This is a genomic window from Rhodospirillales bacterium, from assembly GCA_016699855.1.
GTDB lineage: Bacteria > Pseudomonadota > Alphaproteobacteria > Reyranellales > Reyranellaceae.
Genome location: CP064988.1, coordinates 994,693 through 1,020,041 on the forward strand (window position 1 = coordinate 994,693; position 25,349 = coordinate 1,020,041).

At 70.9% G+C, this 25,349-nt stretch carries 22 protein-coding genes and 1 tRNA gene; 6 read left to right on the plus strand and 17 right to left on the minus strand.

Going from position 1 to position 25,349, the window contains the following annotated elements:
* Genes IPK81_04705 through IPK81_04715 form a run of 3 tightly spaced genes read right to left on the minus strand, consistent with a single transcriptional unit; the run spans nt 1 to nt 2,414 of the window.
* Nucleotides 1-906, minus strand: coding sequence for a branched-chain amino acid ABC transporter permease (locus IPK81_04705; GenBank protein ID QQS13545.1), 906 nt, complete (start codon nt 904-906; stop codon nt 1-3).
* 10 nt (nt 907-916) lie between these two features.
* The gene (locus IPK81_04710; GenBank protein QQS13546.1) at nt 917-1,630 is read right to left on the minus strand and encodes an ABC transporter ATP-binding protein; all 714 of its coding nucleotides are present in this window, start codon (nt 1,628-1,630) and stop codon (nt 917-919) included.
* 1 nt (nt 1,631) lies between these two features.
* Nucleotides 1,632-2,414, minus strand: a complete 783-nt coding sequence (locus IPK81_04715; protein QQS13547.1) for an ABC transporter ATP-binding protein — start codon at nt 2,412-2,414, stop codon at nt 1,632-1,634.
* Between the two features lie 387 nt (nt 2,415-2,801).
* Here IPK81_04715 and IPK81_04720 point away from each other — a divergent pair, with 387 nt between their 5' ends.
* Nucleotides 2,802-3,899 (plus strand): hypothetical protein, encoded by a 1,098-nt coding sequence (locus IPK81_04720; protein ID QQS13548.1) that lies wholly within the window; start codon nt 2,802-2,804, stop codon nt 3,897-3,899.
* Between the two features lie 73 nt (nt 3,900-3,972).
* Nucleotides 3,973-5,004 (plus strand): EF-hand domain-containing protein, encoded by a 1,032-nt coding sequence (locus tag IPK81_04725; protein ID QQS13549.1) that lies wholly within the window; start codon nt 3,973-3,975, stop codon nt 5,002-5,004.
* A gap of 10 nt (nt 5,005-5,014) precedes the next feature.
* Here IPK81_04725 and glmS read toward each other — a convergent pair whose 3' ends face one another.
* Together glmS and glmU are read right to left on the minus strand one after the other, a co-directional pair.
* The gene (gene glmS / locus IPK81_04730) at nt 5,015-6,835 is read right to left on the minus strand and encodes a glutamine--fructose-6-phosphate transaminase (isomerizing) (protein QQS13550.1); all 1,821 of its coding nucleotides are present in this window, start codon (nt 6,833-6,835) and stop codon (nt 5,015-5,017) included.
* A 20-nt stretch (nt 6,836-6,855) separates the two neighbouring features.
* Complete coding sequence (glmU, locus tag IPK81_04735) at nt 6,856-8,241, minus strand: bifunctional UDP-N-acetylglucosamine diphosphorylase/glucosamine-1-phosphate N-acetyltransferase GlmU (GenBank protein ID QQS13551.1); 1,386 nt, start codon at nt 8,239-8,241, stop codon at nt 6,856-6,858.
* Nucleotides 8,242-8,376: 135 nt separating this feature from the next.
* Here glmU and IPK81_04740 point away from each other — a divergent pair, with 135 nt between their 5' ends.
* Together IPK81_04740 and IPK81_04745 are read left to right on the plus strand one after the other, a co-directional pair.
* Nucleotides 8,377-9,081: an HAD-IIIA family hydrolase gene (locus IPK81_04740; GenBank protein QQS13552.1), complete on the plus strand. Its 705-nt coding sequence runs from the start codon at nt 8,377-8,379 to the stop codon at nt 9,079-9,081.
* A 71-nt stretch (nt 9,082-9,152) separates the two neighbouring features.
* Nucleotides 9,153-9,227 (plus strand) — tRNA-Val (locus IPK81_04745).
* Between the two features lie 60 nt (nt 9,228-9,287).
* Here IPK81_04745 and IPK81_04750 read toward each other — a convergent pair.
* The 10 genes from IPK81_04750 to IPK81_04795 all read right to left on the minus strand — a co-directional run bounded on the left by IPK81_04750 (nt 9,288) and on the right by IPK81_04795 (nt 21,673).
* Entirely contained in the window at nt 9,288-9,908 is a 621-nt protein-coding gene (locus IPK81_04750; GenBank protein QQS13553.1) for a 2-hydroxychromene-2-carboxylate isomerase, read from the minus strand.
* A gap of 16 nt (nt 9,909-9,924) precedes the next feature.
* Nucleotides 9,925-11,424: a M81 family metallopeptidase gene (locus tag IPK81_04755; GenBank protein ID QQS13554.1), complete on the minus strand. Its 1,500-nt coding sequence runs from the start codon at nt 11,422-11,424 to the stop codon at nt 9,925-9,927.
* Nucleotides 11,425-11,453: 29 nt separating this feature from the next.
* Nucleotides 11,454-11,993 carry a carboxymuconolactone decarboxylase family protein gene (locus tag IPK81_04760; GenBank protein QQS13555.1) on the minus strand — a complete coding sequence of 180 codons (540 nt, stop codon included), beginning with the start codon at nt 11,991-11,993 and terminating at the stop codon, nt 11,454-11,456.
* A 114-nt stretch (nt 11,994-12,107) separates the two neighbouring features.
* Nucleotides 12,108-13,514, minus strand: a complete 1,407-nt coding sequence (locus IPK81_04765) for a M20 family metallopeptidase (GenBank protein ID QQS13556.1) — start codon at nt 13,512-13,514, stop codon at nt 12,108-12,110.
* Nucleotides 13,515-13,575: 61 nt separating this feature from the next.
* A complete protein-coding gene (locus tag IPK81_04770; GenBank protein ID QQS13557.1) occupies nt 13,576-14,757 on the minus strand; it encodes an FAD-binding oxidoreductase in 1,182 nt (393 codons plus the stop codon).
* A 10-nt stretch (nt 14,758-14,767) separates the two neighbouring features.
* The gene (locus IPK81_04775) at nt 14,768-16,084 is read right to left on the minus strand and encodes a TRAP transporter large permease subunit (protein QQS13558.1); all 1,317 of its coding nucleotides are present in this window, start codon (nt 16,082-16,084) and stop codon (nt 14,768-14,770) included.
* Nucleotides 16,085-16,088: 4 nt separating this feature from the next.
* The gene (locus IPK81_04780) at nt 16,089-16,664 is read right to left on the minus strand and encodes a TRAP transporter small permease (GenBank protein ID QQS13559.1); all 576 of its coding nucleotides are present in this window, start codon (nt 16,662-16,664) and stop codon (nt 16,089-16,091) included.
* Nucleotides 16,665-16,745: 81 nt separating this feature from the next.
* Nucleotides 16,746-17,735: a TRAP transporter substrate-binding protein gene (locus IPK81_04785; GenBank protein QQS14955.1), complete on the minus strand. Its 990-nt coding sequence runs from the start codon at nt 17,733-17,735 to the stop codon at nt 16,746-16,748.
* Between the two features lie 81 nt (nt 17,736-17,816).
* The gene (locus IPK81_04790; protein QQS13560.1) at nt 17,817-19,487 is read right to left on the minus strand and encodes a hydantoinase B/oxoprolinase family protein; all 1,671 of its coding nucleotides are present in this window, start codon (nt 19,485-19,487) and stop codon (nt 17,817-17,819) included.
* A gap of 71 nt (nt 19,488-19,558) precedes the next feature.
* A complete protein-coding gene (locus tag IPK81_04795) occupies nt 19,559-21,673 on the minus strand; it encodes a hydantoinase/oxoprolinase family protein (protein QQS13561.1) in 2,115 nt (704 codons plus the stop codon).
* Between the two features lie 184 nt (nt 21,674-21,857).
* Here IPK81_04795 and IPK81_04800 point away from each other — a divergent pair, with 184 nt between their 5' ends.
* The gene (locus IPK81_04800) at nt 21,858-22,223 is read left to right on the plus strand and encodes a hypothetical protein (protein ID QQS13562.1); all 366 of its coding nucleotides are present in this window, start codon (nt 21,858-21,860) and stop codon (nt 22,221-22,223) included.
* Between the two features lie 25 nt (nt 22,224-22,248).
* On the opposite strand, the gene IPK81_04805 is transcribed toward IPK81_04800, so the two are convergent.
* Nucleotides 22,249-23,409, minus strand: a complete 1,161-nt coding sequence (locus tag IPK81_04805) for a hypothetical protein (GenBank protein QQS13563.1) — start codon at nt 23,407-23,409, stop codon at nt 22,249-22,251.
* A 266-nt stretch (nt 23,410-23,675) separates the two neighbouring features.
* On the opposite strand from IPK81_04805, the gene IPK81_04810 reads away from it, so the two are divergent.
* Nucleotides 23,676-24,377, plus strand: a complete 702-nt coding sequence (locus tag IPK81_04810) for a FecR domain-containing protein (GenBank protein ID QQS13564.1) — start codon at nt 23,676-23,678, stop codon at nt 24,375-24,377.
* Between the two features lie 20 nt (nt 24,378-24,397).
* Here the strand turns inward: IPK81_04810 and IPK81_04815 are convergent, their stop codons facing one another.
* Nucleotides 24,398-25,303, minus strand: a complete 906-nt coding sequence (locus tag IPK81_04815; GenBank protein QQS13565.1) for a hypothetical protein — start codon at nt 25,301-25,303, stop codon at nt 24,398-24,400.
* Nucleotides 25,304-25,349 lie beyond the last annotated feature (46 nt).

A 25,349-nucleotide genomic window follows, 5' to 3' on the forward strand; every position in this document is an offset into this window, starting at 1 on the left:
TCAGACCCTCTTCACGACGACGCGGCCGAACAACCCGGCGGGCTTCACGGTGAGCACGAAGATGACGATGATCAGCGCCACCGTCAGCTTCTCGCCGTTTCCGATGATGTACATGCCGGTCGTCTTCTCGATCTGGTTGCCGAGGAAGGCCACCATGTTCTCGAGCACGCCGACGATGAACCCGCCGGCCACCGCGCCGCCGGGGTTGGAGATGCCGCCGACCAGCGCGCCCGCGAACGCGTAGAGCAGGATGCCGCCCATCATGTTCGGGTCGAGGTAGACGATGTGCGCCACCATGCAGCCGGCGACCGCGCCGACCGCCGCCGCAAGCCCCCAGCCCAGCGCCAGCATCCAGTCGACGCGGACGCCGACCAGCCGCGCCGAGGCCGGGTTCTGCGCGGCGGCCCGCATCGCCAGCCCGAGCGGCGTGTAGCGGAAGAACAGGTACAGCATCGTCAGCACGACCAGCGTCACGATGACGACGCCGAGCTGGTGCGCGCCGATCAGGCCGGTGACGCCGAAATCGCCCTTCGGGAACGGCGAGGGGTATTCCTTGATGAGGTAGCTCCAGATCGTGCCGGCGACGGCGTTGAAGATCGCCAGCAGGCCGATGAAGACCACCACGATCGACAGCAGCGGCGCGTTGTGCAGCGGCCTCAGCACGATCCGCTCGATCAGCACGCCGCCTATGAACGACACGCCGACCGCGATGAAGAACGCGCCCCAGAACGGGATGCCCCACTGCATCAGCTGCCAGGAGATGTACGTGCTGAACATCGCCATCTCGCCCTGGGCGAAATTGATGTGGTCGGTCGAGACGAAGATCATCACCAGCGCGAGCGCCACGCACGCGTAGATCGCGCCGTTGGCGAGGCCGGAGGCGATCTGCTGGATGAACTGTTCCATCGCCGGAGCCTCAGTAGCCGAGATAGGATTTGCGGACGTTCTCGTCGTTCTTGATGACGTCGGCCGGTCCGCTCATGACGACGCGGCCGGTCTCGAGGACGTAGGCGGTGTCGGCGAGGTCGAGCGCCAGCGCGGCGTTCTGCTCCACCAGCAGCATCGACACGCCCTCCTCCTCGTTGATGCGCCTCATGATGCGGAAGATCTCCTGCACGATGAGCGGCGCGAGGCCGAACGACGGCTCGTCGAGCAGCATCAGCCGCGGCCGCAGCATCAGCGCCCGGGCGATCGCCAGCATCTGCTGCTCGCCGCCGGACAGCGTGCCGGCCTGCTGCTGGAGCCGCTCCTTCAGCCGCGGGAAATAGCCGAACACCAGATCGAGGTCGCGCTGCGTCTCGGCCTTGTCGCGGCGGATGAACGCCGCGACGCGCAGGTTCTCCTCGACGGTCAGCGTCGTGAAGGTGCCGCGGCCCTCGGGCACGTGCGCGATGCGGCGGCGCACGATGTCCTCGGTGGCGCGGCCGGTGATGTCGTCGCCGGCGAAGCGGACGCGGCCCTCGGTGCGGACCATGTTGCAGATCGCCCGCAGCGTGGTGGTCTTGCCGGCGCCGTTGGCGCCGAGCAGCGTCGTGATGCCGCCGTCCTCGAGCGCGAACGTGATGTCGTAGATCGCCTGGGTCTGGCCGTAGTAGGCGCGCAGCCCCTCGACGTCGAGCAGAGCCGCCATCCTAAGCCCCCGTGCCGAGATAGGCCCGGATCACCTCCGGGTCGCGTTGCACCTCGGCCGGCGTGCCGTCGGCGATCTTCTTGCCGAAGTCGATCGCCACGACCTTGTCGGACACCGACATCACCAGGCTCATGTGGTGCTCGACCAGCAGGATGGTGACGTTCTGGGTGTCGCGGACGCGGCGGATCTGCGCCTTGAGGGTCTCGATCTCGTCGTGGTTGAGACCGGCGGCGGGCTCGTCGAGCAGCAGCAGCTTCGGGCTCGACGCCAACGCGCGGGCGAGCTCGACGCGCTTGCGGATCGGAAACGGCAGCGGACCCGCCGGGAGCGCCGCGAACGGCTCCAGATCCATGAACGCGATCAGCTCCTCGGCGCGTCGCGCGATCCGCGCCTCGTCGTCCTTGACCTTCGCCAGACGCAGCGCGTTCTCGAGGAAGCTGGTGGAGCTGCGGCTGTGGTAGCCGACCTTGACGTTATCGAGGACCGACATCCGGTCGAACAGGGCGACGTTCTGAAACGTCCGGCCGATGCCGATGGTCGGGATGTCGTGGCGCGGCCGGCCGAGGATCGACTTGCCCTCGAACAGGATGTCGCCGTCGTTCGGCTGGTATAGCCGGCTCAGGCAGTTGAACAGCGTCGTCTTGCCGGCGCCGTTGGGGCCGATCAATCCGGCGATCTGGCCCGGATGGACGTCGAAAGTGATGCCGTCGAGCGCCACGATCCCGCCGAAACGCACGGACACGGCGCGCACGCTCAACAATGGATCCGCGCCCGCCTGGCGCATCGACGCTTTCGGCTCAGACGCGGACGTAGCCGTGGCCACCGATGAAACCCTCCCTCGCACATCCGGCGGCGGCCGCGCGCGGCGCCGCGCCTGAGGGGCGCGACGACGACTCCGCATGCCGAAACTGCGATCCCGCCATCAATTCCACGGGCTTCTCGGTCCCGCGCGGCCGCACCTTGGCCGATTCACCGCCGCCTTTCAACCGCTTCCGCGCGCCCGCGCCGGACGGTCCGGACGCGCCGCGTTTTCGCCGCGTTCCGGGCGCACAGGGTTGACATGGCGCCGCGCCGGGGCCGATACCGCTGGCGCTTGGCGCAGTCGGAGTTCCGCTCGCTTTGCGTGCCACGCCGCTTCCCCCCTCGAACGGCGCGCCGGAGACGATCGTCAATGAAAAAAGCCGTCCTCGCCGCTTTTACCGCCGCCCTGACCACGGCCGGCGTCCAGGCGCAGCAGCCGCCCGCCGCCACCCCGCCGGCGCCGACCGCCCCGGCGTCCACCGCCCCGGCGCCCACAGCGCCCCCGCAGATCGCGCCGCCGCAGCCGGGCGCGCCGGTGCCTTTGCCGGACTGGTTCGGTGAGATGGACGTGAACAAGGACGGCACCGTGACGCGCGAGGAGTTCATCGCCGCGCGCATGAAGCTGTTCGACCAGCTCGACACCGACAAGAACAGTGCGGTGTCACGCGAGGAATTCGTCAAGCTGGCCGAGCCGCCGCTGAGTCAGGACGGTCCCGGCGTGCCGCCCTTGGAGCAGCGCCGCCGGTTCTACACCGCGCAGTTCGACCAGATCGACTCGGACCGCGACGGCAAGCTGTCCCGCCCCGAGGTCCAGGCCTATGTCGCGCTGAACTTCAACGAGTTCGACATCGACCGCGACGGGCGGATATCCGAGGCCGAGCTGCGTCTCGTGCTGAACCAGGCGCGCCTCCGCGCCGAGCAGCGCCAGGCGGCGATGCGCGCGCAGCAGGGCCAGCCCGGCGGCCCGGACCGCAACAACGACGGTTTCGTCGACTTCGAGGAGTTCGTGGCGTTCGAGATGGCGCAGATTCAGCAGCTCGACGCCAACAAGGACGGCAAGGTCAGCCTCCAGGAGTATCTTGTGCTGGCCGGACCACCGGACGCGCAGGCGCCGGCCGGGACGCCGCCGCTCGCTGAGCGACGCGCGTTCGTCACCAAGAAGTTCCAGGAGATCGACTCGAACAAGGACGGCGCCCTCGACGCGGCGGAGATGCGCGTGTTGCTGGCGGCGACGTTCAAGCGGATCGACCTCAACGGCGACGGAAAGGTCACACCCGACGAATGGGACGCGGCGCGCCGTCAGCAGGCGCCCGGAGCCCCCGCGCCTGCGCCCGCGCCCGCCGCGGCGGCGCCCGCGGCGAAGGGTCCAGCGCCGAAGCCGGCGCCGCGCCCAGCGCCTGCGCCGGCACCCGCACAGGGCGGCCTGCCGCAAGGGGGCTTGCTCCCCGGCACCGGTCCGTCACGATAGCCGCCGGGCCAGATTCCGGCCTCCCAGCGGGACCAACCGCATGCAATCTCCGCGTCGCGAACCGCCCCCGACGATGGCAACCGCCGGCGCGGCGTTCCTCGTCGTCCTGGCCGCGCTCGTGTTCGGTCCGGCAACTTCCGCCCGCGCCCAGGGTCCGTCTGAAGCGCCACCGCCATGGTTTGCCGACATGGACGCAGACAAGGACGGCAGCATCGCCCGCGCCGAGTACATCACGCACCGCATGAAGCTGTTCGACCAGCTCGACGCCGACAAGGACGGCGTCCTGACGCTGGACGAGTTCCTCAAGCTGGCCGAGCCGCCGCACTCGCAGGACGGCCCGAACGTGCCCTCTCTCGACCAGCGTCGGAAGGCGCTCCAGGGGCAGTACCAGCAGATCGATCTTGATCGCGACGCCAAGCTCACTCGGCCCGAGGTGCAGGCGTTTGTCGCCCTCGCCTTCAATCAGATCGATTGCGACGGCGACGGCGCGCTGTCGGCCGTCGAGGTCGTCCAAGGTTGCCGCCGCGCGGGGCCGGCCGGGCCCGCCGGACCCGCCGCGCCCGTCGCGCGACCCGCCGGACCCGACCGCAACGGCGACGGCTTCGTCGATCTGGAGGAGTTCCTCGAGTTCGAGTCGGCGAACGCCCTGCAGCTCGACACCAACAAGGATGGCAAGATCTCGCTCGAGGAATATCTCGCGATCGCCGGATCCGCGACGCAGAATCCGCCCGGCGCCCCGCCCTACGCCGAGCGCCGCCGGATCGCGCAGCAGCGCTTCCGCGACATCGACAAGAACAAGGACGGGACGATCGACGTCGGCGAGCTACGGCTGGCGCTGACGCCGGGCTTCAAGCGGGTCGACAGGAACGGCGACGGCAAGGTCGACCCCAAGGAGTGGGCCGAGGCGTACAACCCGCCGTCACCGCCGCCGCCTCCGCCGGCGCCGAAGGCCGCGCCACCGCCCCAGGCGCGGCCGGCCGCGCCTCCCGCCGGTGCGCCGCCGCAAGCGAAGCCGGGCCAGCCGCCGGCGGGCAAGCCAGGCGGCGGCGCCCCCAGCGGCCTGCCGCAAGGCACCTTGCTTCCCGGCACCGGCCCGTCGCGCTGAGGCGCGACGGCTACTCCACCACGACGCTTTTGGCGAGGTTGCGCGGCTGGTCGATGTCCGTGCCCTTGGCCAGCGCCGCGTAGTAGGCCAGCAGCTGCACCGGAACGGCGTAGAGGATCGGCGCCACGAACGGATCCACCGCCGGCATCTCGATCGACGCGAAGGCCTTGGCGCCGTGCCGGGCGATCCCGGCGGCGTCCGACAGCAGGATCGGCCGTCCGCCGCGCGCGTGCGCCTGCTCGAGGTTCGAGGCGATCTTGTCGGAAAGCTCGTCGGTCGGCGCCACGAACACCACCGGCACGCGCTCGTCGATCAGCGCGATCGGTCCGTGCTTCATCTCGCCGGCGGCGTAGCCCTCGGCGTGGATGTAGCTGATCTCCTTGAGCTTGAGCGCGCCTTCCATGGCGATCGGATACGACGTGCCGCGGCCGAGGTAGAGCACGTCGCGCGCGTCGGCGATCTGCTGCGCGACGGTCTCGATGAGCGCGTCGCGGTTCAGCACCTCCGCCACGCGCGACGGCACCTCGATCAGCGCCGCGACCAGCTCGCGCTCGCGCTCGCGGCTCAGCACGCCGCGCGCCCGGCCGGCGGCTATCGCCAGGGTCGCGAGCACGACGAGCTGCGCGGTGGTGGCCTTGGTCGAGGCGACGCTGATCTCCGGGCCCGCGAGCGTCGGCACCGACACGTCGGCCTCCCGCGCGATGGCGCTCTCCGGCACGTTGACGATCGCCAGGATCGACTGCCCCTGGCTCTTGGCGTAGCGGATCGCGGCCAGCGTGTCGGCCGTCTCGCCGGACTGCGAGATCGCGATGCACACGCCACCCTCGGGCATCGGCGCCTCGCGGTAGCGCAGCTCCGACGCGACGTCGACCTCGACCGGCAGCCGCGCGACCTTCTCGAACCAGTACTTCGCCACGCAGCCGGCGTAGTAGGCCGTGCCGCACGCCGTGATCGTCAGCCGCGGGACCTTCGCCCAGTCGAACGGCAGCGCGGGCGGCGTCGCCCGGCGCTCGATCGGATCGATGTAGGACCGCAGCGTCGCGCCGATCGCCTCGGGCTGCTCGTTGATCTCCTTGAGCATGAAGTGGCGGTGGTTGCCCTTGCCGATCAGCGCGCCGCTCAGCGCCGTCGTCTTCACGTCGCGCACGACCGGCTGGCCGTGGTTGAACACCTGCGCCCCGTCCTGGCGCACGACCACCCAGTCGTCCTCCTCCAGATAGGCGATGCGCCGCGTCAGCGGCGCCAGCGCCAGCCCGTCGGATCCGAGATACATCTCGCCGTCGCCGTAACCGACCGCGAGCGGGCAGTTGCGCCGGGCGCCGATCAGCAGGTCGTGCCGGCCGGCGAACAGGCACACAAGCGCGAACGCGCCTTTCAGCCGGTCCATCGCGAGGGCCATCGCCTGCTCGGGCGTCATCTGCCGCTCGAGGTAGGACGTGAGGAGCTGGGCCACCGTCTCCGTGTCGGTTTCGCTCTCGAACCGGCGGCCCTCGGCCAGCAGCTCGTCCTTCAACTGCTGGAAGTTCTCGATGATGCCGTTGTGGACGATGGCGACGCGGTCGGTGGCGTGCGGATGGGCGTTGCGCTCGCTGACCCCGCCATGGGTCGCCCAGCGCGTGTGGCCGATGCCGGTCGTGCCGGCCAGCGGATCGGCCGCGATGCGCGCCTCGAGATTGGCGATCTTGCCCTCGGCGCGGCGGCGGTCGATGTGTCCGTTGACGAGCGTGGCGACGCCCGCCGAATCGTAGCCGCGGTACTCCAGCCGCTTCAGGCCGTCGACCAGACGCGGCGCCGCGGGCGCCTTGCCGATGATGCCGATGATTCCGCACATGCCCTGTCTCTCCCGCGGCGTCAGGTCTTCGGTCTCGGCGAGGCGGCCTTCGCCGCCGCCGCGCGCGCCTTGAGCTTCGCGCGCAGCGCCGGCGCCCGGCCGGGCTTGCTCTCCTGCCGGGCGCGCCCGAACGCGACGGCGTCGGCCGGCACGTCCGCCGTGACGACGCTGCCGGCGGTCACGTTGGCGCCCCGGCCCACCGACAGCGGCGCCACCAGCGACGCGTTCGAGCCGACGAAGGCGCCGGCGCCGACGCGCGTGCGCCACTTGCCGAAGCCGTCGTAGTTCACGAACACGGCGCCGGCGCCGATGTTGGCGCCCGCGCCGACGTCGCCGTCGCCGAGATAGGCGAGATGGTTCGCCTTCACGCCGGGACCGAGGACCGCGTTCTTCACCTCGACGAAGTTCCCGATATGCGCGCCGGCGCCGATCCGCGTGCCGGGACGCAGGCGCGCGAACGGACCGACGACGGCGCCGGCGCCGACCACCACGCCGCCGCCGGCGCCGTCGAAATGGCAGAAGCCCTTGATGTCGACCCCGTCGCCGATCCTCACGCCGGGCGCGAAGAACGTGTTCGGGCCGACCGTCACGTCGCGGCCGAACCGCGTGTCCGCCGACAGCCACACCGTCGACGGATCGACCAGCGTGACGCCCGCGTCCATCGCGGCGCGGCGCAGACGCGCCTGCATCGCCGCCTCTGCGGCCGCCAGATCGGCGCGCGAGTTGACGCCCTGGAATTCGGCCTCGTCGCCGGCGACGACGACGCAGCGCGATCGGGCGGCCCGCGCGATCCCGACAAGGTCGGTGAGGTAGAACTCCCGCTTGGCGTTGTCGTCGCGCAGCCGCCGCGCCAGCGCCGCCAGGCGGGCGCCGTCGATGGCCATCACGCCGGAGTTGACGAAGTCCAGCTTGCGTTCGTCGACCGTGGCGTCGCGGCCCTCGACGATGCGCTCGAGCTCGCCGGCGGGATTGAGGATGAACCGGCCGTAGGGAGTTGGATCGGCGGCCTTGAAGCCGAGGACGGCGAGCGCGATTCCGCTTCCGCGCCGGCGCGCCGCGACGACCCGTCGCAACGAGGCGGTCGTCAACAGCGGCGAGTCGCCATAGACGACGAGGACGTCGCCGGCGAAGCGCCCGAGCGCCGGCAGCGCCGCCCTCACGGCGTGGCCGGTGCCGAGCGGACGGTCCTGGACCGCCGTCGGATGCGGCGCCACGGCCCGCGCGATCGCGTCCTGGCCCGGTCCGACGACCACGACGATCCTCGCCGGCTTGAGCGCGGCCACCGCCGCGAGCACGTGCTGGATCATCGGCAGGCCGCCGACGCGGTGCAGGACCTTGGGCACGTCGGACTTCATCCGCGTGCCGGCACCGGCGGCCAACACGACGACGGCGAGGGGTTTTGCCATTGATCGCGTGTCTCTTTGATTGTTGGCGAAGTGCGCCCCCAAATATGGCGAAAAGGCGGCGCGGCGCCAACGGCGGCGGTGGGAGGGCCGACCCCGGCTTGCGTCGACGCGGGGGATGCCCCATCACCTAAGGCCATGACCTCCGAGACGTCCCCGTTCCCGTTCCGCACGGTCGTGTTCGACCTCGACGGCACGCTCATCGATAGCGCCGGCGACGTCGGCCGCGCGGTCAACCGGGTGCTGGCCGCCCACGATCTGGCGCCGATCGAGGATGGCGAGACCCTTCGGGCGCTGATGGGCGAAGGCGGACGGGTGCGCACGCGCAAGGCGTTCGCCATGCGCGGCGTCGAACTGGGCGAGGGCGCGCTCAGCGCCCGGGTCAAGGAGTTCGTGCGCTACTACGCAGAGGATCCGGTGGCGACGACCGTGGCCTATCCAGGGGTCGCCGACACGCTGCGTCGGCTGGCCGGGGCCGGCGTGCGGCTGGCGGTCTGCACCAACAAATTCGAGGATTCGGCGCGCGACATCCTCGGCCGGCTGGGTCTGATGCCGCCCATCGAGGATGCCGCCGGCGCCGATTCCTTCGACGTCCGCAAGCCGCATCCCGGCCACATCCTGAAGCTGCTCGACCGGATGGGCGCCGATCCCGCGTCGGCCCTCATGGTCGGCGATTCGATCCACGACATCGAGGCCGCGCACGCCGCCGGCCTGCCCGTCATCGCGGTGTCGTGGGGCTACACGACGGTCCCCGCCCGCTCACTCGGCGCCGACGCGGTGATCGACGCGTTTCCAGAGGTGATCGAGGCGGCGCGGCGCCTGCCGAGGGCGGCGCGAGTCTAGGCGCCGGGCCGCGATCCGGTTCCTTGACAGGCCTCCGCCAGCCCTCCTATACCGCGCACGCCGTCGTTTGCGGGCGCTTAGCTCAGCGGGAGAGCACACCCTTCACACGGGTGGGGTCGTAGGTTCAATCCCTACAGCGCCCACCATTTTCCGCCCGACGGCCGAACGCGCGATCCCCCGGGGATCGCGCGTTTTTCGTGGGCCGGCTACGGCGTGGCGGCGAACGGCCGCTCGAGATGGCGTTCGACCATCATGAGCCGGTCCTGGCCGTAGAACATCTCGCCGTCGACGATGTAGGTCGGCGATCCCGGCACGCCCAGAGCGATGGCCCGCGCCGTGCACGCCTCGAACGCCGCCTGCATGTCCTCGGCGCGCGCGGCCGCCAGCAGCGCCGCGGCGTCGGCGATCCCGACGCCGCGCGCCAGATCGAAGAGCACGTCGGCGTCGGCGACATCGCGGTCGTACCGCCAGAGCGCCTCGAGGATGGCGTGGTGCAGCGCGTCGGCATCGACGCCGACGGCCTGCGCCGCCAGCACCAGGCCCGACGACAACGCGCGGTCGCCGTAGTGGTGGACCGGATCGACCAGCGCGGGGATGCCGAGATACTCGCTCCAGCGCTCGATCTCGCGGCCGAAGAAGTAGGCTTGATGGACCTTCGGCCGCTCCTGGAACGGCACGCCACCGAACGCCGGCACGACCTTCGACAGGTCGACCGGCCGGTGCACGAGCCTTCTGCCGTGCCGGCGCGCGAGGTCGATGATGCGCGTCGCGCCGAGATAGGCGTAAATCGACCGCGTCGAATAGAAATACTCGATCTCGCCCGGCATCGGCGCGCCTCCAGCGTCAGTTCGGGAACGGGCTGGCGACGTCGTCCAGCGGCCAGACGGGCCGGCGCAGCTTGGTGTAGGCGAATCGCCGGACGTCCGGCGAGCACAGCGCGCCGGAGTCGACCACGACGATGTCGCCGGCGATCGGGGCGTAGGCGGCGCGGAAATGCTGCACGCTCTTGACGACCAGCACCTTGCGCCGCGCCGGATCGATGCCCTGGCTCAGGAACACCTGCAGGTCGATGGTCTGGATCCGGTTGGAGATCACGACGACCTCGATGCCGCCGATCCGGAGCACGGCGGTCGGCCCCATCGAGGTTGCGACGCCCTTCTGCATCGGGCCGTCGTTGACGAACTCGCCGTCGGACAGGAGCTGCACGCGCGCGGTCACGCGCAGCGGCTCGCCGAAAGCCGGATCGTGGTGCCCGCCGAGATCGACCGTCACCTCGCCACCGGCACCGGCCCTCATCGCCGCCTGGACCGCCGCCGGGTCGAAGATCGTGCCGACCGCCGCGCCGTCGACCTTGGCGTCGATCAGGGCCTTGAGCACGCGCGTGGCGTCGCCGCAGGCGCCGCCGCCGGGGTTGTCGGTGCCGTCGGCGATGACCAGCGGACCCTTGCGGTCCGGCGCGTCGATGCGCGCCATGGCGTCCTCGACGGCGGCCATGCGCATCGTCTTCTCGGCCTTGCGGTCCCAGATCTCGACGCAGAGCTGGCGCGCGATCTCGCGGGCGCGGGCCTCGGCGCCGGGCTCGTAGCTGACCGCGATCGACGGGCCGACGTTGGAGATATCGGACGGCTTGAAGCCGGCCTGGACGCTGACGACGTTGATCCCGGGTTCCTTCTCGAACGCGTCCGCCTTCGCCAGCAGGTCGGTCATCGGACCGGTCTGGGTCGTGCGGCCGTCATCGGCGCCCTGCAAGGTCGCCGGCTGCAGCGCCAGGCAGCGCGGCTTGCGCCGCCCCTCCATCGCGGCCTGCACCAGCGCCGCGCCCTGGCGCGCGCGCTCGTACTGGTCGATGTGCGGATAGGTTCGGTAGCTGATCAGGGCGCTCGACAGCCGCGCCATGCGGTCGGTGACGTTGGCGTGCAGGTCGAGCGTCATCGTGATCGGCACGTCGGGTCCGACGATCTCCCGCAGCGCCTCGAGCAGCTCGCCCTCGGGATCGTCCGACGTCTCCGTGACGGCGGCGCCATGGCACGCGAGGCAGACGCCGTCGATCCGGCCCGCCGCGCGCGCGGCGCCGACGATGCCGTCGCGGATGTAGGCCCACGTCTCGGCCGTCAGCTTCCCCGACGGTGTCGCGTTGGCGGCGAGCGACGACACCAGATCCCAGCCGTACTCCTTGGCGGCGTCGAGCAGACCGCCGATCTCGGTCTTCGTGCCCTTGAACCGCGCGCCGAACTCCGCGCCTGGCGCCAGCCAGCGGCGCCGATAGTCGTCGAGCGTGGTCGGCAGCTTCGAGAAGGTGTTGGTCTCGTGCATGAACTGCGCGATCAGAACGCGGTACGCCATCGATCCACTCCCGTCCGCCACGAGGGCGCTCAGATCTTCCCGGTCTTCGTCCACTCGGCCTGGCCGGCCTCGCCGTCGACACCCATCGTCTCTAGGAAGCGCGACACCATCATGTAGTAGCCGATGGCGATGACGAGCTCGACGGTCGCCTCGTGGCCGATCGCCGCATTGACGGCCGCGAACGTCGCGTCGGACGCCTTCACATCCTTCACGATCTCGTCCGTGAACCGGATGACCAGCCTCTGCGTGGCGTCGAACGGCTCCTCGCCACCCTCGCGCAAGGCGGCGACCATGGCCGGCGTCATCCCCGCCTTGAGACCGATGCGCTCGTGCTGGAAGACCTCATAGGCCGCCCGCGAATGGCGCCCGACCCGGATGATCGCGATCTCTCGCAGCACGGGATCGAGGATGCCCTTGTAGAGGAGCGCGTTGCCGAGCCGCACGAAGCCGCGCGCGGTGCGCTCGGAATGCGCGAGCATCCTGAAGATGTTGAGGCCGCCGACCTTGCCGACGAACTCGTTGAAGTCGGCGTCCTTGGTCGCGGGATCGTAGTATGGAATTCTCGCCATCGCGCGCGTCCCCCGGAATTTTTCGGCGGCGCGAGGATGGCCCGCGCTCCGCGCGGCCGTCAACGCGGCGCCGGCGCGGGGGCGATATGCGCCCGTCGGATCGAGCGCGCTCCGCTACGCGCGCTTCGCCGGCACACCGGCCTCGCCGAGGTCCCAGAACAGCCCGGTCATGAGCCGCAGCCCCTCGCGTGCCACCGGCGCCAGCAGATGTTCGTCCGGCGCATGCTGGCTGCACGAGGCGTAGGAGTGCGGCACCCAGACCGTGGGCATGCCGAGGATGTCGGTGAACACCTCGTTCGGCAACGAGCCGCCGAGGTTGGGCACGACATCCGGGCGCACGCCGGTCGTCTTCCGGATCGACGCCACCGCCCATTTGGCCCACGGATCGTCTGGATCGAGCCGCGTGGCGCCCATCAGCACGTCGCGCGCCTGCGCGATCTTGACCGCGCCGAACCCGTGGCGGTCGAGATGGCGGCGCAGCGCCGGCAGGATGTCGCCCGGATCGGTGCCGACGACGAAGCGGAGCTGGCAGTGCGCCACCGCGCTGGGAGGGATGGCGTTGACCGGCCGGTCGGGATTGCCTGTCTTGTAGGCCAGCACCTCGAAGCTGTTCCAGCCGAACACGCGTTCGGCCGGCGTCAGGGATTCCTCGCCCCAGTCGGGATCGATGCTGGGTCCATCCGGCCCGCCGTCGATCGGGCTGAGATCGCCGATCGCCGCGCGGACGGAGTTGGTCAGGGTCTTCGGCCGCCACTCCGGCACCTTGATCTGGCCGCGCGCGTCGGCGATCGACGAGATCGCGTGCGCCAGCATCAGGCCGGGATTCGCCAGCAGGCCGCCCCAATTGCCGGAGTGATGGCCGCCCTCGCGAAGCTCGAGCGTCAGGGTGAAGTTCAGCGTGCCCCGGGTACCACCGAAGATCGCCGGCCGTTTGGGGTCGAGGCGCGGACCGTCGGAGCCCAGCAGCGCGTCGGCCTTGAGCAGCGCCTTGTGGGCGCGGCAGAAATCGGCGAGGCCGGGAGAGCCGGTCTCCTCGCCGGTCTCGATCAGGATCGTCGAGTTGAAGCCGAGCCGGCCGCGCTCGCGCAGCACGGCGTCGATGGCGGCGATGTTGATCGAGTGCTGGCCCTTGTTGTCGGCCGTGCCGCGGCCGTAGATGCGGTCGCCCTCGACCACGATCTTCCACGGCGACAGGCCCGCGCGCCACTGGTCGTCCTGGCCGCGGATGACGTCGCCGTGGCCGTAGGTCAGCACCGTCGGCCGCGCCGGATCCTCGACGCGGCGGCCGATCAGGAACGGTCCGTACTCCGGCCGCGGATTGTCGATCACGACGCATTCGTAGCCGAGCTTGCCGAGCGACGGCGTCATCTCGTCGACGAGGTAGGAGCGCAGCGCGGGCATGCTGTCGCTCTCCTGGCTCGTCGTGGGGATCGCCACGCGCCGCTGGAGGTCGACCAGGAAGCCGCCGTCGTCGAAATAGGTCTCGATGCGCCCGATGGCGCCGTCCCGCGTTCCGCTCATTGTCCGCTCCTCGCGCTACGCCGCCATTGTGGCGGATCGCGACGGGAAATGGGAGGCCGCGTCACACCACGTTGCGCTCGACGACGGGGCGGCCGGCGGCGATGCGATCGAAGCCGAACGCGGCGAGGTCCAGCGTCAGGTAGCGGCCGTTCACCAGCCATTCCGCGACCGCGCGGCCGGTGGCCGGCGATTGCTGGATGCCGTGTCCGCTGAAACCGGTGGCGAAGACGAGGTTGGCGAGCGCCGGATGCGGGCCGACGATCCCGTTCTGGTCGAACGTGTTGTACTCGTAGTAGCCGGCCCAGCTGTTGACGACCTTGACCGACTCGAACGCCGGCACCCGGGCGGCGATGCTCGGCCACACGATCTCGTCCCACTCCCAGTGCTGCACCTCCAGCGGCGCGCCCGGCGGATCGCGGTCGGCCGGAGGCGACACGCCGGCGAGGAAGTAGCGGCCCTCCGGCCGGACCCAGACGCCGTTGCTGTCGATCGTCAGCGGCATCCGCTCCAGCGTGGCACGGCAGTCGAACACGAAGACGCTGCGCCGCCTGGGCTCGACCGGCAGCGCGATCCCGGCCGTGGCGGCGAGCGCGCCCGACCAGCAGCCGGCGGCGATCACGACCTTGTCCGCCGATAGCGAGCCGCCGGAGGCCAGCCGCAGCGACCCGACACGGTCCGACGAGGCGTCGAAGCCGACGACCTCGTCCTTGATGTAGCGGGCGCCCTGCGCGATCGCCTTGCGCCGGAAGGCCTGCATCAGCGCCGGCCCGTCAAACCAGCCCTCGTCGGCGACGCCGTGCGATCCCAGTGCGACGCCGTCGGTCGCGATCCACCGGAAGCGCGCGCGCAGGGCGGCGGGATCAAGCAGGTCGACCGACGCGCCCTCCGCGGTCTGCGCCGCGTGGTTCTCGCGCAGGATCGCCTCGCCCCCGGGCGACGCCAGGAACAGGTAGCCGGGCTCGCGAAGGCCGAGATCGACCGGCGGCTCGCCGTCGATCGAGAGATGCTCCGCGGCGCGGCGTAGGAAATCGATTCCGAAACGCGACAGCCGCATGTTGAGCGGAGTCGAGAATTGCTGGCGGATCGACGACGCGCTCAACGCCGAGGATGCGCGCGCGTAGGTCGGGTCGCGCTCGACTACCGCGACGCGCCCCGCCATCGCCGGATCGCGCGTCAACCAGTACGCGATCGAGCTGCCGACGGCGCCGCCGCCGACGATGGCGATGTCGAAATCGCGCGCCATCGCCTTCCCCTCACTTCCCCAGCAGCTTCGGCAGGATGTCGGGCAGGAAGGTCACGAAGCCGGGGAACACCGTGATGAACGCGGTGAAGCCGATCATGATCAGGAAGAACGGCACCACCTTCCAGGCCACGTAGGTCTGCGAATCGCCGGTGATCCCCTGGATCACGAACAGGTTGAAGGCGACGGGCGGACTGATCTGCGCCATCTCGATCGTGAGGATCAGGAAGATTCCGAACCACACCTTGTCGAAGCCAGCGGCCATGACCACCGGCAGGACGATCGGCAGCGTCAGCACGATCATCGAGAAGCCCTCGAGCACCGTGCCCAGCAGGACGTAGAACACCACCAGCATGGCGATCAGCGCGAAGGGCGGGAGGTTCCACGACGAGATCGCGCCGGACACGTATTGCGGCACGCGCAGGTTGGCCAGCACGGTGCCCACGACGAAGGCGCCGAGCACGATGAAACCGATCATGCAGGTCGTCTGGACCGAGCCGAGCAGCGCGTCGCGCAGGTTCGGCACGGTCAGCGTCCGCTGCCACGCCGCCACGACCAGCGCGCCGACCACGCCGATCGCGGCGGCCTCCGACGGGCTGGCGTAGCCGAGATACATCGTGCCGAGCACGGTGAAGATCAGGAACGCCACCGGTCCCAGCTCGACCAGGCTGCGGGCGCGGTCGCCCCACGTCCAGCGCGACGCGCGCCGCTCCTCCTCCGGCACGACGCCGGGATTCATGATCGCGCGGATCGCGATGTAGGCCATGAAGCAGCCCGCCAGCGCGAAGCCCGGGATGAATCCGGCGGTGAACAGCCGCAGCAGCGACTCCTCGGCCAGCACGGCGTAGATGATCATCGGGATCGAGGGCGGAATCAGGAACCCCAGCGTGCCTGCGCCGCCGAGGCTGCCGACCGCGATGCCCTTGTCGTAGCCGCGCCGCAGCAGCTCGGTCAGCGTGATGCGGCCGACGACCTGGGTGGTGGCGGCCGAGGAACCGGAGATCGCCGCGAACATCGAACAGCCGATCACCGTGGTGTGCAGCAGGCGGCCCGGCAGGAAGCCCATCCACGGCGCGATGCCGGAGAACAGCGACTGCGACAGCCGCGTTCGGAACAGCAGCTCGCCCATCAGGATGAACAGCGGCAGCGAGACGATGTCGGTGGACGTCAGCACGTTGAACGCCCAGGTGCCGATCAACCGCACGGTCGGCCGGTCGGTGAACGCCTCCAGCAGGACGACGCCGGTGGCGATCAGCGCCGGCCCGATCCAGATGCCGACGCACAGCGTCACCGTCATCAGGACCAGCAGAGCGAGGAGGATGGCGCCCATGACGCTACTCGATGTCCTGGCCGATGCGCAGCGCCGGATCGTCCCCCGGCTCGCCTCGCAGCAGGCGCGCCAGACGGGCCGCCGTCTGGAGCAGGAAGACCGCCGCGCCGACCGCCAGCGCGATCTTCGGAATCCACAGCGGCAGCTCGCTTTTCTCGGGCGAGCGGGAATCGCGGACCCACGACAGCCAGGTGGCCTCGGCGAACGACCACGCGAGGAACGCCGCGATGACGACGCAGGCGACGGTCGACAGCAGGTCGAAAAACCGCGCCACGGGGGCAGGGACGTTCTCGAGCAGCACGTTGACGCGGATCTGGGTACCGGCGCGCAGCGCGTAGCCGGCGCCGAGCATGAAGGCCGCGCCCATCAGGTAGGCGCTGAACTCCCACGCGAAATAGAGGCTGGCGCCGAGGAAATTGCGCGCGGAAACCTCCGCCACGATCAGGCCGAGGATCGCGACGATGCACGCAGCCGAGGCCCAAGCCCCCCACATCGATATCCGGTCGACCGCCGCGAGGACGTCCCCCACCGCGTCGCCGGTCCGCCGCGGCTGGCGCGCCGGACCAGTCCCCACCGTCATGTCCCTGCACCTCTCCGCCGGCGGAACGGCCGGCGCCTGTCGCGGGGCGACGGCGGGCGCGCCGCCCCGACGCGGGCCGCGTCAGGCGCGGCCGACATCCTTCTTGTACTTGGCGATGACGTCGGCGGCGACCGCGCCGGCGCGGCCGATGAAGGCCTTCTCGAGATCCACGGTCTTCTCGCGCATCTCCTTCATCATCGCGGGCGGCACCTCGACCAGCTCCATGCCGCCCTCGACCAGCCGCTTGCTGCTGGCCGCGTCCGCCTCGACCGACACCTTCCAGAAGTCGGGCTCGAGCTTGGCCGCGAGCTCGCGGATCGCCTTCTGGTGGTCGGCCGGGATCTTCTTCCAGGCGTCGTTGTTGATCGTGACGACCTGCGAGCTCCACACGTGGTTGGTCCGGTAGAAGACCTTGAGGAACTCCCAGAACTTGCCGTCCACGCCCGAGACCGACGACGTCGTCACGCCGACAACGGCGCCGGAGGCCAGCGCCGGCACCGTCTCGCCCCAGGGGATCTGCACGCCGACCATGCCCAGGGCGTTGACCATGTCGCCGGCCTGGCGGTCCGGCACGCGGATCTTCAGCCCCTTGAGTCCGTCGAGCTTGTCGACCTTGACCTTGGCGTGCAGGTACTGCGTCGGCCACGGCACGGTGTAGAGGATGGTCTGGTTGTACTTGGTCGCGATCTTGTCGAACTCGGGCCGGGCGTATTTCTGCAGCGCCTTGAGCTCGTCGGCGTTGCCCACCAGGAACGGCACGCCCTCGATCCCCATCAGCGGCGCCTCGCCGACCTGCTGGATGTTCAGGATGTCGGCCATCGGCACGAGGCCGTCGCGCACCGCGTTGAGGTGTTCCGGCCCCTTGTAGCCCAGCGATCCGCCGGAATGGACGACGATCTCGACCGCGCCACCGGTCGCCTTGCCGACCTGCTCGGCGAACAGCCGGCAGTTCTTGGTGTGGAAATTGCCGTCGGGCCAGATCGTCGACAGATCCATCTTGATCTTGCCCTGGGCGCGCGCCACCAGCGGCGCCCCCAACGCCGACGCCGCCAGTCCGGCGCCGATCCGCATCGTCTGTCTGCGTGAGTACGTCATCGTCCCCTCCTCCGTGCGCGGCCGTTCAGCGGCCGCCCCCGCGACGCGTTGCGCCGCTCATTCCGCCGCCTTCAGGGGCGCGGCGCCATAGTCGCGCGACGCCGACTCCGCCGACACGAGCCCCTCCGACACGTCGAGCGCCAGCGTCGCCCGATCACGCCCCTTCGGGTCGCCGATGCCGGCGCCACCCGGCGTCATCACCACCAACCGGTCGCCCGGCGGGATCGACTGGAAGCCCTTGCCCTTGAGTTTCACGCCGGATTTGAGACCGACATAACCGGCCGCGCCGTCGGCGCCGCCGTCGCGGCCGCGCGGCGGAAAGTCGATGCGGTCGTAGGCGGCGAGCAGGTCGAACGGCAGATCGACGCCCGACGCGACCTCGATGATCTGGCCGAGCCCGCCGCGGCGCGCGCCGGCGCCGCCGCTGTCGGGCCGCAGCTCCTTCTTCCAGAAGATCAGCGGCGTGATCGACTCGGCGATCTCGACCGGCGTGCCCTTAACGCCCGACGGATACGCCGTCGCCGACAACCCGTCGGACATCGGCCGCGCGCCGGTGCCGCCGTTGCTGGTGACGGCCATCGTGAACCCGTAGTTGCCGCCACCGCCGCCGACCACCATGCCGCGCACGTTGAGGTTCCACAGGCACGACGTGCCTTCGGCCGGCACGCGGTCGGGGATCGCCTGCCGCAGGCAGCCGAACGCCATGTCCGGCAGCATCTGCCCGATGATGTGGCGCGACAGCACCGGCGCCGGCTTCAGGGCGTTGAGGATCGAGCCCGGCGGCGCCGACACGGTCAGCGGCGCCAGCGAGCCGGCATTGTTGGGAATGCGGGCCGAGACGACGCAGCCCAGACCGAACACGGTGTAGGCCGTGGTGTAGGCGTGGGGCACGTTGATGCCGCGGCGCGCCTGCGGATCGGTGCCGGTGTAGTCGACATGGATGCCGTCCTCGCCGACGGTCGTCGTTGCGACGAGCCGGATCGGCTGATCGTAGCCGTCGACCATCATCTCGTTGCGCCACGAGCCCTTGGGCAGCTTGCGGATCTCCGCCATCACCGCGTCGTAGCTGCGGCTGACGATGAACTCCGCCAGCTCGTCGAGGTCGGCGAGGCCGAACTCCGTCATCATCTCGACCAGGCGCTTGCAGCCGATGTCGTTGCACCCGGCCAGCGAGTAGACGTCGCCCTCGGTGTCGACCGGCAGCCGGGTGTTGGCGCGGATCATCGACATCAGGGTCTCGTTCATCCGGCCCTGGTCGGCCAGCTTGAGCATCGGGATGTAGAGGCCTTCCATGAACACGTCGGTCGCGTCCGGCCCGAATCCGATGCCGCCGATGTCCGTGAGATGGCTGGTGCAGGAGAACAGCGCCACCAGCCGCCCGTCCTTGAAGCACGGCGTGGTCAGGACGAAGTCGTTGGTGTGACCGGTGCCCATCCACGGGTCGTTGGTGATGTAGATGTCGCCCGCCTTCATCGTCTCGACGGGGAAGTGGCGGATGAAGTGCTTCACCGACTCGGCCATCGAGTTCACATGGCCCGGCGTGCCGGTGACGGCCTGGGCCAGCATGCGGCCCTGGAGGTCGAAGACGCCGGCCGACAGGTCGCCCGCCTCGCGCACGATCGGGCTGAACGCGGTGCGCATCAGGGTCTGCGCCTGCTCCTCGACGACCGCGATCAGGCGGTTCCACATGATCTGGAGGTCGATCTGGCCGAGGCTGTTGGACGACATGTCGATGTCCTTGTGCGATCCACCGCCGGACGCCGGTCCGGCACCACGCAAACCCTGTGCCGCCGGCGATCCTACGTCGGCGCCGCCGCCCCGGTCGAGGCCTTGCGTTCCAGGACGATGCCGCCGGCCGCGTCCAGCCAGGCGTCGAAGGTCGACGACACGAAGGTCGACGTCTCGTCCTCGGCGATGATCGCCGGACCCGGCACCGCGGCGCCGGGCGTCAAATCGCCGCGCCAGTACACCGGCACGTCGACGTGGCGCGACACGCGGGCATCGAAGAAGCGCCTGGCGCCCACCGCCGCCGGTGGCGGCCGCCGCGCCGGGGAGGCGACCACGGCGGGACGCCGCGCCTCGGTCGACACCGTGACCGACCAGCTCAACGCCTCGATGGCGGCGCCGGGGATGTGTCGGGCGAACAACGCCGCGTACTCGCGCTCGAACGTCGCGCGGAGCGTCTCCGCGTCGGCCTCGACCAGCGGGCGTCCGGGCAACGGCGCCACGATCTCGTGGCCCTGGCCGACGTATCGCATGTAGGCGACGCGCGATTCGACGACCTTGCGGCCCTGCGCACCGGGGGCCACCAGCGCGTGCGCCTCGCGCGCCATGCCGTCGAGCAGCGCGTTGGCCGCCGCCGCGTCGAAGCCGTCCAGCCTCATGTAGCGGCTGTGCACCAGCTCGTAGGCGACCGGCGCCTGCAGGAACCCGACCGCCGAGCCGACGCCGGCGTTGGCGGGAATCACGACGCGCGCCAGACCCAGCTTCTCCGCCAGCCGCGAAGCGTGCAGCGGCGCGGCGCCGCCGAACGCGATCATGGTGTGCTCGCCGATCGCCGCGCCGCGCTCGACCGCGTGCACCCGGGCGGCGTTGGCCATGTTCTCGTCGACGATCTCGCCCACGCCGTAGGCGGCCATCTCGGTGGTCAAAGCCAGCGGCGCGCCGATGGCGGCGTCGAGCGCGCGGCGCGCGGCGTCGACGTCGAGATGGATGGTGCCGCCGGCGAAACGCGTCGGGTCGATCTTTCCGAGCGCCACGTCGGCGTCGGTGACCGCCGGCTCGACGCCGCCACGGCCGTAGCTCGCCGGCCCGGGCTCGGCGCCGGCGCTGTCGGGGCCGACGACGATGCGCTTCAGCGCATCGACGCGGGCGATCGAGCCGCCGCCGGCGCCGATCTCGACCATCTCGATCACCGGGATGCGCACGGGCAGGCCCGAGCCCTTGAGGAAGCGCGCGGCGCGGTCGACCTCGAAGCTGCGCGACTTGAACGGCGTGAAATCCTGGATCAGGCAGATCTTGGCCGTCGTGCCGCCCATGTCGAACGACAGCACCTTGGCCTCGCCACGCTCGGCCGCGACATTGGCCGCGAGGATCGCGCCGCCGGCCGGGCCCGACTCGACGAGACGGATCGGGAAGCGGCGCGCCGTCTCCAGCGCCGTCAGGCCGCCGCCCGACGTCATGAGGTAGATCGTGCCCGTGAAGCCTCCGGCGGCGAAGCCGTCGCGCAACCGCGCGAGATAGCCGGCCATCAGCGGCTGGATGTAGGCGTTGGCGACCGCGGTCGACGTGCGCTCGTACTCGCGCACCTCCGGGCAGACCTCGCACGACAGCGTCACCGACAGATCCGGCATCGCCTCGAGCAGGATCTCCCGCGTCCGACGCTCGTGCGCGTCGTTGGCGTACGAGTGCAGGTAGGCGACGGCGACGGCGCCGATCCCCTCCGACCTCAGCGCCGGCACCAGCGCGCGCACCGCCGCCTCGTCGAGCGGCAGCCGGACGGCGCCGTGCACGTCCATGCGCTCCGGCACGGTGAAGCGCCGGGAGCGCGCCACGAGCTGCCGCGGCTTCTCGATGAACACGTCGTACTGGTCGTAGCGGCTCTCGTAGGCGATCTCGAGCGTGTCGCGGAAACCGTCGGTGGCGATCAGCGCCGTGGCCGCGCCCTTCCGCTCGATGATGGCGTTGGTCGCCAGCGTCGTGCCGTGCACGAACACCGCGATGTCGGCCAGCGCCAGCCCCGCGTCGGCGAGGATCGCGCGGGTGCCGTCCATGACGGCCGCCTCGGGCGCCCGCGGCGTCGTCAGCACCTTGCGCGTAAGCCGCCGGCCGCCGCCGGCGGGATCGCCGACCTCGAGCACCACATCCGTGAAGGTGCCGCCGATATCGACGGCAAGCCGCGTCGTCTTGTCCAAGCTCGAACCACTCCAACGTCCCGCCCGCCGGGACGCAGGACACTAGAGACGTGGAACCGCCGACGCAAACGGCGTGCCGTGAAGAATCCGCAATTCGTCCCGAATCCCGACACCGCGACCGGATTGAGTGCGCGCGCCGTCAGAGCGCTCCCTTCCGGGACCGCCGGCCCCTACGGGGGACATCATGGCCCGCCTCGCTCCCTTCGCGTTCGCGTCGATCATGCTGCTCGCAGGCTGCGTCACCAATCCCTCGCCGTACGACACCGGCGGGTACTACGGGGCGCCCTACGGCGGCTACTCCGGATACGGCTACGCGCCGGCGCCGGTCTACGTGACGCCGCGGCCGGTCTACGTCGTGCCGCCGGCGCACACGCACCCCGTCCCACCGCGTCATCCGCCGCCGCGCTTCGTCGACCGCGACGGTGACGGCCGCCCCGACCGTCCCCCGCCTCGATTCGTCGACCGCGACGGCGATGGCCGCCCGGATCGCCCGCCGCCACGCTATCGGGATCGGGACGACGACCGCCCGCGCGCCGTCCCCTGGCGTTGAGCGTCCGCCGCCTGCGCGGACGCTCCTAGCCGCCGGCCGCGGCCCTGGCGGCCGCCGTCCGGACTTTCGACTCGCTCTCGGACACGGACGGCCGTTCCAACGCCTCGGCGAGGCCTCGGCATTCCCGAGCCCATCCATCGTCGTCCACGGCGGCGCGTAGCGCCTCGGCGAACGCCACGGCGCCGCGCGTCCGACGGCCGGCGCCCAGCCGCTCAAGCACCGCCGTGTTCCACGCCCATTCGAAGTGGCCTTCGGTCGGCACGATCTGCGGCACGCCCCCGGCCAAAGCCGCCTCCGACACGCCGAGGCTGCCATGGTGCACGATCGCCGACACGCCCTCCGCGATCCGCCCGATCTCCGGCAGCCGCTCGAGATAGGTGAGCGCATGGCCGCCCGGTCGTGTCGCGAGCTTCTCGGGCATCTTGAGATAGACGGCGGCGGGGATGCCGCTTCCAGCCAACCCCGCCAGACACGCGCCGGCTTCAGGCTCCTCGCCCGACAGATAGGCATAGACGAGGGGGCGCGCCGGCGGTGGCCGCGGTTCAGGCAGCGTGGCGAAATGAACGCGGTCGGCCGGGTCGCGCACATGGGCGAACGGGTCGAACGGCGCGAGGCAGGCCGCGAACGCAGCCACCAGCCCGCGCTCCAGATCGTCCAGCGCCGCGAGTGGCGGAAGCCCGCGCCGGCGCCGCGCCGCCGCCAGCGATTCCAGAATCCGTGCGTCTAGCGCCGGATCGATCTCGTCCGGATCGAGGACCGCCGGCGCGCGCGTCGGCGCCGGTACCGTCATGCCGTTGCCGATCCGGATCGCAGGCACGCGGTCGAGCGCGGCGAGCTGGAGATGGATGGCGCTGTCGAGCACGACGAACGCCGGATCGACCTCGTCCAGCACGGCGTCCCAGGCGGCGCCCGCGCGGGCGGCGATCGCGGGATCGTCCATGCCCGCGGCGGCAAGTCGTTGCGCCGGCGTCGCCCACATGTCGCGGGCCGGCGGATCGATGGTCGGCGCTTGGCGCGCCTCGAATCCGCGGCCGACGACGTGGGCGCCGCTCTCCGCCAACCGGCGGACGTAGATGACGCAGTCGAACCCATCGGCCGTCAGCGACGCCGCGACGCGGCACATGCGCAGGGCGTGCCCGAGCCCGCCGCCGAACTCGTTGCCGAACAGGACGCGGCGACGGTTCATGCCGCGGCCGCGAGCCCGCGCGGTCCGTCGAATCCAGTCCCGCGATCACGCAAACGCACCTCCTTCCGGCGGCCTCCGCCGCGTCCCAGTCCACGCGGCATCCTCGCACATCCGCGGCCAGATCGATGAATCGCTCGATTTTCACCTCGCTCAGGCGTAGGATTTCAACAATCTTTCCCGCCCCAGACGCCGTCCTCGAGCGACGATAGACACGGATCGCCATGCGTCCGACGCTTCGCCCGTTGTTTCCTCTGACGATGGCCGTGATGCTCGCGTGCCCGGCGATGGTCCGCGCCCAGGGTCCGTCCGATATCGGCGCGGCGGCCGCCGCGGTCAACGCGGTCAAAGGCACGGTCGACAGCCGCGACCGCGCGCTGAAGGCCGGCGACCGGGTTTTCCAGCGCGAGGTCATCGCCACGGCCGCCGACGCCAGGGCGCAGCTCGTGTTCCGCGACGAGACAAGCCTCACGGTCGGCCCCGGCTCGTCCGTCACGCTCGACAATTTCGTCTACGACCCCGGCCGCGGCGCCAGCACCTCGACCTTGAACGCCGCGCGCGGCGTGTTCCGCTTCGTCAGCGGCAACATGCCCAGCCAGAGCTACCAGGTCCGCACGCCGGCGGGATCGATCGGCGTGCGCGGCACGACCTTCGAGCTGTTCGTCGGCGTCGACGGCGCCCTCACCTTGTACTGCACGGAGGGCTCCATCGTGTTCACGATGCGCAACGGGCAGGTGGTGGCCGTTCCCGCCGGATCGGTGCTGGAGATCGCGCCGGACGGGACCACCAAGCTCACGACGTCGTTGAGCTCCGAACAGTACCGGCGGCTGGCGCCGCTGCGGGCGTTCGTGCAGCGGCGGGACGGCGTCGACTACCTTCTCGACGACGCCGATCTGTTCCGCGACATCCGCCGGCGGCGCATCCGGCCGGGTCCGGGCGGCGGTTACGGCGGCGGCGGCAGCTACATCTGACGCCGGGCGCGTGGCCGCGCTCAGGCCAGCGACGCCCAGGTCAGCTCGTGCTTGTTGTGGTGCAGATGGAGCAGCCGGGCACCCGGTATGCGCGCGAAGGCGTCGGCGGCGTCGTGGTCCGTGCCGCCCTGGAACTTCACGGTGCAGACGAAGTTGCGCACGCGACCCGACGCGCGCCATCGTTCGACCAGCCGCAGCAGCCGCGCCGGATAGCAAATAATGTCCGAGAACAGCCAGTCGACGCGCTCGAACGCCTCGGGATCGAGACCGAACGCGCTCTCGCCGCGCCATTCGACGCCGGGCATCGCCGCCACGCCGGGATCGAGGGGCGCCTTGTCGACCGCGATCACGCGCGCGCCGAGCCCGGCCAGCACCCACGTCCAGCCGCCGGGCGTCGCGCCGAGGTCGACGCACAGCTCGCCCGGCCGCGGACGCGCGCCCAGTCGGGTCAGCGCCTCCCATAGCTTCAGGTAGGCGCGGCTCGGCGGCCCCAGGCGGTCCTCGACGAAATCGACCTCGCCGTTCGGCCACGGCGACGCGCAGTGCGCCGCGTAGAGCATCCGGTCCGGCGCCAGCAAGGTCCACGAACCGAGCGGCGCGGCCGGCGGATCGGCCGGAAACACCATCGGCTTGGCCGAGACATACGGCAGGCGCGCCGCGATCAACGCCGCGCGGCGGTGGTGCAGCGGGGCGTACATCGCCCAGTTGCGCTGCGTGTCGCGCAGACGCGCCGCCGCGTCGGCGATCGATACGATGCCGGCGTCGCGCACGTCATGCCAGACATTGGCGGCCCACGCCGCCGGGGTGGCCGGCGCGTCGGTCACGAACAGCCGTTCGTGCCGCGCGACCAAGCGGATGCCGGCGCGCCGGAGTTCCTCGGCGAGCTGCGCCTCGAGCCCTTCGGCGGCGAGATAGGCTGTCGTCATGTCCGGTGGCACGCTCCGCCGCCGGTCTCGCACGCGCGACGGCGGG